Origin of the sequence: Methanobrevibacter sp., from assembly GCF_045636185.1 — an archaeon.
Lineage (GTDB): Archaea > Methanobacteriota > Methanobacteria > Methanobacteriales > Methanobacteriaceae > Methanocatella.
The window spans coordinates 1-8,947 of sequence record NZ_JAZTXC010000032.1; the positions used below are offsets into that span (position 1 = coordinate 1).

Annotated in this window: 7 protein-coding genes; 3 read left to right on the forward strand and 4 right to left on the reverse strand. The window is 30.5% G+C overall.

Going from position 1 to position 8,947, the window contains the following annotated elements:
- The coding region (locus ACKI3Q_RS02245; RefSeq protein ID WP_407413861.1) for a hypothetical protein at positions 1-3,356 on the reverse strand (3,356 nt) is incomplete at its 3' end.
- A 259-nt stretch (positions 3,357-3,615) separates the two neighbouring features.
- On the opposite strand from ACKI3Q_RS02245, the gene ACKI3Q_RS02250 reads away from it, so the two are divergent.
- Complete coding sequence (locus ACKI3Q_RS02250; protein WP_407413863.1) at positions 3,616-4,959, forward strand: MATE family efflux transporter; 1,344 nt, start codon at positions 3,616-3,618, stop codon at positions 4,957-4,959.
- Between the two features lie 59 nt (positions 4,960-5,018).
- Here the strand turns inward: ACKI3Q_RS02250 and ACKI3Q_RS02255 are convergent, their stop codons facing one another.
- Positions 5,019-6,431, reverse strand: a complete 1,413-nt coding sequence (locus tag ACKI3Q_RS02255) for a lactaldehyde dehydrogenase (RefSeq protein WP_407413865.1) — start codon at positions 6,429-6,431, stop codon at positions 5,019-5,021.
- A 53-nt stretch (positions 6,432-6,484) separates the two neighbouring features.
- Here ACKI3Q_RS02255 and ACKI3Q_RS02260 point away from each other — a divergent pair, with 53 nt between their 5' ends.
- Positions 6,485-7,057 (forward strand): TMEM175 family protein, encoded by a 573-nt coding sequence (locus tag ACKI3Q_RS02260; RefSeq protein WP_407413867.1) that lies wholly within the window; start codon positions 6,485-6,487, stop codon positions 7,055-7,057.
- Positions 7,047-7,613, forward strand: coding sequence for a TMEM175 family protein (locus ACKI3Q_RS02265; protein ID WP_407413869.1), 567 nt, complete (start codon positions 7,047-7,049; stop codon positions 7,611-7,613). The genes ACKI3Q_RS02260 and ACKI3Q_RS02265 overlap by 11 nt, the downstream gene beginning before the upstream one ends.
- Here ACKI3Q_RS02265 and ACKI3Q_RS02270 read toward each other — a convergent pair.
- Positions 7,606-7,788 carry a class III signal peptide-containing protein gene (locus ACKI3Q_RS02270; protein WP_407413871.1) on the reverse strand — a complete coding sequence of 61 codons (183 nt, stop codon included), beginning with the start codon at positions 7,786-7,788 and terminating at the stop codon, positions 7,606-7,608. The two genes, ACKI3Q_RS02265 and ACKI3Q_RS02270, sit on opposite strands and share 8 nt — an antisense overlap.
- A 122-nt stretch (positions 7,789-7,910) precedes the next feature.
- Entirely contained in the window at positions 7,911-8,837 is a 927-nt protein-coding gene (locus tag ACKI3Q_RS02275; protein WP_407413873.1) for a type II secretion system F family protein, read from the reverse strand.
- Positions 8,838-8,947: the final 110 nt, after the last annotated feature.

The window sequence follows — 8,947 nt, forward strand, 5'->3', positions numbered from 1 at the left end:
TTAGCTATTCCTGATTCGTTGGTTTGGCGAGTGTAAAATACTCCATTAATATTAAATGTAACATTTTTTCCAGCACCAACAGGTTTTCCATTATCTCCAAGAACTTTAACTGTGTATTGTGTTCCATTTTTGAAATATTTAATTATATCTCTGTTTTCAATGATTCTTGGAAGTATAGTAATGCTGTTGGAAGAGGATTCACCAGTAGATGGGTTGGTCGCAGTGATTATATAATTTCCTGCAGCTAAATTAATGTTCAATTTTCCAATACCGTCTTTTATAACACGATTATAAAGTACACCATTAATGTTAAATTGGACCGTAGTGTCATCAACCAAAGGTTTACCTTCAGAATCCAAAAATCTTGCAACATATGGTTCTGAGCCTTTTTCAATCTTGGTAATATCCTCACCAATAATAGTTGGTTTAATAACCACATTCACAGTAGCATTTGCTGCCTTGTAAAACTTATCGCCATCAAATGAAACAAAAGCACTATAATTACCACTATCAATATTTAAAGCCAAACTAATTTCACCCTTATCATCAGTAATCCTATCGTATATCACATCATTAATATTAATATGAATTAAACTACCAGATAACGGATTACCCAATGCATCTTTTAGAGCAACAGATAATCTTTCAGAACCATGATAATATTTGACCATATCATCAGCCCTTATTACTGAGACTGTCTTTTCAACAATAACATTGTAAGTGGCATTCGATGGTAAATAAAACTCATTACCTTTAAAAGTAACATTAACAACATAAGTATCAGGAACAAAATCTTTAATTAAAACTTTAACCTGACCATTTTCATCGGTAACATACTCTTTTTTACCATTTAAATCAATGAATATAGGAACATTACTTACAGAATGATCATTCATATCAACCAAAGTAAAAAGCAGCTCATCACTACTATCATTTAAAATAAACTTAGTGATTCTCTTATTCACAGTAATTTTAGTAAGAGCATTTGAACTTAAATAAACAGCATTTTCTTTGAAAGTAATATTTACAACATATGTATTTGGATCTAAATCATTTAATCCAATTTTGACCTGACCTTTTTCATCAGTAGTATAATTTTTTGTACCGTTCAAAGCAACAGATAGTGGAACATTACTTATCGAATCTTCATTACTAGAAATCAATGTAACAAGCAAATAATCCTCAGTAGTATTTACAATTAGTTTACTAGCTTCTTTTTTAACGACAATTTCACCAACTGCATTTGATTGTGAATAGAATTTATTTCCACTGAATGTAATATTTACAAAGTATGTGTCAGGAATTAAATCTTGGATTGTAAATTTAATTTGGCCGTTTTCATCGCTAGTGTAGTTTGTATCTGATTTTATAAAAGCAGATATTGGTACATCACTTATTGGATGACCATGACTATCAACTAAAGTAATTGTCCAACTTTCACCCATATTTGTGGAAAATATGATTTGTCCATTTTCATCAGTATTACTTTTATTGCTTTTGAAATCAAAAGATACAGATTCATCAGTTATCGGATTTCCCCGACCATTAACTAACATAATTATCCATTCATCATCATTATCATAGGTCGTTATTAATCCATTAACAATTAATTTGGAAAAATCTTTATTCACGACTATATTACCAGTTGTATTGGACTTTTGATAAATATCATCTCCCCCAAATGCAACATTTGCAACATAAACATCCGGGACCAAACCTTTAGTCTTCACTTTAATTTGTCCATTTTTATCAGTGGTATGCTTTTTAGTGCCGTTTAAATCAACTGAAACAATTTTATTACTTAAAGGGTTTCCAAAATCATCAAATAAGAAAATTAATAACTCATTTTCAACATTATAAACTGTTGATATTGGATTAGCAGTTAATTTAGTATTAATCTTATTGATTAAAACGTCAGCAGTTACATTTGATTTTAAATAATATTCATTTTCAGCAAATGTAATGTTGAAAAAATGTGTTCCTGGAGTTAAATCTTTGGTCGGTACTTTAATTTGACCATTTTTATCTGTAATATATTTTTTAGTACCGTTTAATTTAACTTCTACATTTGCATTAGTTATAACTTGGTTTTTAAAATCCATCAAAGTTACAATCAACTCTTCATCAGAAGAATAGGTTGTAACTAATCTATTTGAAATTAGTCTAGTAATTCCTTTATTAATAACAAGAGTTATTGATTCATTAGATGCACTATAACCCTCTTTTCCGGCAAACTTAATAGAAATATCATATGTATCCGGAACCAAATTAAGAATAGGTATAAAAAAATAGCCATCTTTATCAGTGTTGTAATCTTTAATTCCATCAAATTCAACAGATACTGTAAAATTAGGTAAAGGATTACCCAAATTATCTACTAAAAAAACTGAAAGATTTTCATCATAATTATATCCAGTAACGAAATTATGGGCTGAAATTAAAACCGCACTAGTTATACTGAACTGCCCATTAATTGGATTAACATCAGGATACTCCTTAAGGTATGCTTTAAAATCATAATTGCCAGCAACCGGAAAAGTCCACTCAGAACCCGTTAAGGAATAATAAGTTTTTACCAAGCCAGAATTCTTATAAAGTTCAATTGTAACATTATAATTGTCATATTTTTGATCATCATAAGTTAAATCAAATACAAATTTTCCCCCAAGAAAAGTACTAGTATCACCCAATATATTAAGAATTGGTGAAATTACTTCTGTATCTACACATTTATCCTCATCAAATAAACAAAGGAATCTAGAACCTTTATACATTGAACTAACATCATTTTTTTCAAATCTACAAAATTTAGCATTAACATGGGCTGTTGCACCACCATGATATGCGGAATTGCCTATAAAAGTACAATTCAAAGCAGTGCCCATATACATCGCACCACCATAATAACCAGCATTATTATGGATAAAAGTACAATTTATGGCTGTAACACTATCATCCTTGAAACTAAAAATAGCCGCACCACTCACATAACCTATTTCCTCATCATCTTTATCATAAAAACCATTTACAAAAACAATATTTCTCACTTCAAATTTAACATCATCATTTTGATTGTCAAGTTTAAATATACGGGATATGCCGTTTCCATCTAGCGTGTGCCCCTGACCATCAATAATTAAATCTTTATCAATTTTAACACCGGACATTGAAAAATCATCAGTATTATTATAATCCCTGTCCAGAATTATTGTATCCCCATCATCAGCATCATCAATCAAATCCTCCAAATCACTAAAAGAACCAACATCCGAGCTTAATACATCATTATTTTCTATTCCAATTACATTAGATTCATTAATACTTATTAATCCATCATCATTCTCTCCAATACCCACAATATCGTAAATATCATTATCGCTAGCATTTACTGTAGAAATAGTAAGAATACATATAATGAAAATGAAAAGTATTGCAATATTTTTATTAAATATAATTTATCCCCCCATAAAATTGAAAATTAATATTATTATATAATTTTTAATTTAACTCCCCTATTTTAAATAATTTGTGAATAAATATGAATTGAACTTTAAATAATATATGAATAAACTAAAATTAAATTTTAAATAATTTGAAAAATAAAATAATTATTTAATGAGTAAAAATATAGATTTTATTTCAAATCCTAAAGAATCATTTTGGAAGTTTACTACACCCCTATTATTACTTACTCTTTTTGAAGCAGGTTACTCTTTTGTTGATGTATTTTGGGTATCACAAATGAATGCTGAATCATTTTTTGCCATAGGTGTTGCGATACCTTTAGTTACATTAATCATAAGTTTTGGAAAGTCTATCGGTATTGGAACCAATTCAATAATGTCAAGAGAACTTGGTGAAAATGATTTTAAGGACACTTATAATTCAATTTTACATGGAATTGTATCATGCATTATAATAGGAATTCTTATTATATTATCTACATTCTTTTTAGATGATATTTTAACTTTTATGGGTGCCACTTCATCTATGGAGTTATCAATGCAATATTTGCTTCCAATTTTTTATTGTTCTTTTATTTTTATTTTTGCTAATTTCTTTGCAAGTACCCTTCAAGCCGAAGGAAATTCAAAATTACCGACTATCCTACTAATTTTAACAAATGTTCTGAATTTGATTTTGGATCCTATTTTCATTTTTGTTTTAGGTTGGGGAGTTAGTGGTGTTTCATATGCCACCATATTATCATCAGCCATAACCGCTTTTTATTTATTATACTGGTATTTAAGTGGTAAATCAGAGGTTGTGTTAAATTTTAAATTTTTTAAAATAGGAATTGTTTATGACATATTTATAGTAGCTATTCCCAACTTTTTAACAGATAGTTTATGGTGTGTTACTATGCTGTTCTTCAATAAACTCTTAATAGAACAGTTAGGTCAAATTGGTATTTTACTTTATTCAACAGCTTCAAGAATAGAATCTATACTAATATCTCCTCAAAAAGCATTTGGTAGAGCATTAGTGAGCGTTTGTGGACATTTATATGGTGCAAATAGATTTGATGAATTAGAAGATTTATATCACTATATACTTAAAATTGCCATATTAATTGCAATAATTACAACTGTTGCATTCTTCTTCATTAGGGATTATGGTTTTGCATTGTTTTCCATTACAAGCGCACCAATTTCCGTATTTTATATTGCTCTTGCAGGTATCATAATAATTCCATTTAATGAAATTTCAGTAATATCAGAAAAGATGCTGGATGGAATGGGAAAAAGTTATCATTCTTTAGTTTTAACAATTGGCATTATTATATATGAAATTGGAATAGCATCTTTATTAGCACCTATATTCAAACAAGGAGTATGTGTTTTACTTGCTATATTAATAGGAGAAGTTACATTTGGTATTATATATTATATCTTATTAAAATATATTTTCAAAAAACATGGACATGAAATGCCCCTTATTAATCACAATAATAGTTAAATTTTAAGGTTTTGTCCCTAAACATTAACCATCTCCATTATATGTCCTAAATCAAGCATCTACCTCAAATTAAGTCCAATTAATTTTGTTTTGGTCATTTCTTCAACGGCATATTTAATTCCTTCCTTACCACAACCGCTATTTTTAAATCCACCAAACGGCATATTGTCCGTCCTGAATGTTGACTGCTTATTGACAAATACTGTTCCTGCCTCAATTTCATTGGCACATCGAAGAGCATTTCTATAGTTTTCAGTAAATACTCCTGCCTGAAGACCATATTCAGTAGCGTTTGCAATTCGGATGGCCTCATCAACTGTCTTAACTTTAATTAATGGAGCAACAGGACCGAAAGTTTCATTAACTACCAAATCCATATCCGGCGTGACCTTATCGACTACTGTAGCTTCATAAAATGCTCCATCCCTTTTTCCTCCAACCAATATTTCTGCACCATCTTTGACTGCATTATTGACAGTTTCTTCAACATGAATTGCTGCTTTTTCACTGATTAATGTTCCAAGCTGTGTTGATTTGTCCATAGGATTTCCCATCTTAATTTTAGATGTTTCTCCAACCAGTTTCGCTTTGAATTCTTCATAGATTCCTTCCTGAACGATGATTCTTTTAACTCCCATGCAAACTTGGCCTGCATTCAAGTATGCTCCATTAATAACACCCTTTACCGCAGCGTCAACATCAGCATCATCCAAAACAACCAAAGGATCATTTCCGCCAAGCTCAAGAGTTACTTTTTTCATTCCTGCCCTCTGGGATATCATCAGTCCGGTCATCACACTCCCAGTAAAGGATATCTTATCGATTTTATCCGATGCCACCAACGCATCCCCCACTTCTGAACCGTATCCCGTGATTACATTAATTACACCTGCAGGAAATTCTTCGTTTACAAGTTCTGCAAATTTCATAACCGTTAATGGAGCATCAGTTGGAGGTTTAATGATAACCGCATTTTTACAGGCAATAGCAGGTGCAATTTTATGAATAGTTAAATTTAGAGGATAATTAAATGGAGTAATTGCTGCAACAACCCCCAATGGCAATCTTTGTGTAAATGCAAAAAATCCTTTTCCGTTGAGACCAGCATCCAGAGGTACGGATTCACCATAAATTCTTTTGGCCTCCTCTGCTGCAAGTTTTAATGTTTCAATTGACCTGTCCAATTCAACATAGGACTCATTGATTGGCTTTCCGACTTCTTTTGTTAATAACTCTGCAAATTCCTCTTTATTTTCCTTTAGTTTTTCACAGACATTATATAATTTATTTGAAACCTTAAAAGCAGACATTTCCTGTAAAGCTCCCTTAGCATTATTTGCAGCATCAATAGCTTTATCAACATTATTTAAATGAGAAATAGGAACACTATCTATTACTTCACCATTAAAAGGATTTATAACATCTTCACTATCCATATCACTTACATGTTCACCGTTGATTAACATATCCATTTCAATCACCTTATTTAACTATTTATATTTTAAAATTTATAATCATTAATATCATGCAAACGAATAGATTTGAAACATTCATCGATGCAATTATAGCAATTCTAATTACAATTTTAGTTTTAAAAATTCCCCAACCTGTAGAACCCACATTATCTGCAATCTGGGAATTAAGAGTTCCTTATCTAGCTTATTTAATTAGTTTCTTAATTTTATTTAACATTTGGTACAGCAATCACAATTTATTCCAAAAAGTTGAAAATATCGACAATACAGTAGTTTGGATTTATGGAATCATGACATTTATTATATCATTAGTTCCTTATTTTACAATGTGGGTTGCAAAAAATGTTAATTCCATTCCTGCCGAAACAATGTTCGGTCTAATATTTGTTTCAACAAATATCCTTTATACTTCCTCAGTAAAAGCCATATATCGAAGTAATCCTTACAATAAGGAACTGCAGGAAACTGATAAAACATTATATTATCATAACTCCCCATTAATAGTCATCTTTTTGGGTTTTATATTAACATACACAATATTCAGGCCTGGAATATACATTTCATGTTTGGTTGCAGTATTAATGTGGATATATATTGGACGGAGGGAGGAAAATGGAAACTGAAAGATTTGAAGCATTAATCGATGCAATTTTGGCTATTATCTTAACAATAATCGTATTGGAAATACCTATGGCCTCAAACGGCAGTTGGGAAGCTCTCTTTGAAGTGCGTCTAGACTTTATAATTTATGCTTTGAGTTTCTTGGTGGTATTTAATTTCTGGAATTACAATAATAACATATTCAGCATTGTAAATAAAGTCAATAATAAGGTTATTTGGTATATGGGATTATCCTTATTTATATTATCATTACTTCCTTACCTTACAATGTTCGTTGCTGAGAATTTTGATTCATTTATTGCTCATGCAGCATATGGACTTGATTTTATAGTCTGTGGAGTAATATCTGTTTTTATAGCCAATGAACTGAAAAATTCAGATAAAGCAAATATTGCCCTCCAAGTTGCATTAAAATCCAACAAACCACTTTACTATACATTGACAATAATGGTGATTGGTTTTATTATAGGTTATTTTGTTTATCCTCCAGCAATTACATTATTCTGTTTAATTTCAATACCTTCATTATGGTACTTTTCAAAACGCCAAATCACGTGAAAATCTCAGATATTTCTTCCAGTTTATTATTAAATTCATTGACTTCTTTTGACCTTATTTCACCACTTAAATCCTTTATATATTCCTTATACATATAAATTGCAAGCAAGACAACAACCATGATGCCACCAAACAACAAAATTAATTCAGCAGATGCCTGAGCATTATTATCCATTTTATCACCATTAATAAATATAATGGAGGATTAATATAAGTTTTTTGATATAAATACGTACAATATAACCGTTTTATGTTAATATTATACAAATAAAGTAAAATTTTTTGACTTTAAAAAAATCAAAATCCTCCAGTAAGCATTGAAGCACCGAAATTAGAGATTAGATAAAATATCCCATAAGATACTACGACTATCGGAACTGAGAACTTGATGCCTTTTTTGAAGCTACCGTGCATTATAACACTTATAATCAGTCCGACTAAAGCCGAATGAATTACCAGATAAAGCTGACCGGCAATAGGTGCAACAGCAACCAAATCAGTGACATGACCGAAGCTTTCCATGAATCCTGCATAAACACTTACCATGCCCAATGCAAAGGGTGTTGCTATAACTGCAGAAATCAATAAAAACATTACTGCCATCATGACTGAGGATTTTCTTTCCCTCTTGATTGCAAGAAGATCCCTCAAATCATTGGAAACATTCATTATTACATCAGCCATACTTGATCCACTTCGACGGCCATCAAGTATGATAATAAAAATCCGTTCAAGTTCTCTGGAATTTAATCTTTTACTCATTGCAATCCATGCCTCATCAAAATTCCTGCCCATCCGTATTTCCAGGATTGCTCTGCGCATTTCGTCATACAATGGTCCCTGGCCATATTTAGACATGTCTTCCATAGCATTTTCAAAGCTGAGACCAACTTTCAACATTGAAGAAAGCTGTCTTAAAAAATCCGGGGCCGATTGCTCGATTTTACTGGCATTTTGCTCCTGCTTTACTGAAACATAAGTAAAAATTGCCGGAAATATTACAAATGGTACAAATAATATTGATGACGGCAAATTTAATATGAATGAAACAATTACTAGAATAGTTTCAGTAACTAATAAAAAAATTACTATTCCAGCTAAAAATTCAGATGCATTGGTAAAAATTGATCCACTCAGTAAAAATTCCTGAAGTGATAACAGATACTTTTCAGGAATTCTATTTTCTATTATATCAGATAATATAATTACACTTTTAAATTTCATAGAGTTATTATTGATTTTAAACTATATAAAACCCAAGTTATGAGTTAAATCAAAATTATGAAGTGTTTAAAATATTTCCTTAAAATAAGTATTTCAATTTATTCAAAATA

Excerpts from the sequence above, each read along its gene's own strand:
- ACKI3Q_RS02260 (WP_407413867.1), top strand. The coding sequence starts at position 6,485 with ATGCAAACGAATAGATTTGAAACATTCATCGATGCAATTATAGCAATT.
- ACKI3Q_RS02250 (WP_407413863.1), top strand. The coding sequence starts at position 3,616 with ATGAGTAAAAATATAGATTTTATTTCAAATCCTAAAGAATCATTTTGG.
- ACKI3Q_RS02275 (WP_407413873.1), bottom strand. The coding sequence starts at position 8,837 with ATGAAATTTAAAAGTGTAATTATATTATCTGATATAATAGAAAATAGA.
- ACKI3Q_RS02270 (WP_407413871.1), bottom strand. The coding sequence starts at position 7,788 with ATGGATAATAATGCTCAGGCATCTGCTGAATTAATTTTGTTGTTTGGT.
- ACKI3Q_RS02265 (WP_407413869.1), top strand. The coding sequence starts at position 7,047 with ATGGAAACTGAAAGATTTGAAGCATTAATCGATGCAATTTTGGCTATT.
- ACKI3Q_RS02255 (WP_407413865.1), bottom strand. The coding sequence starts at position 6,431 with ATGGATATGTTAATCAACGGTGAACATGTAAGTGATATGGATAGTGAA.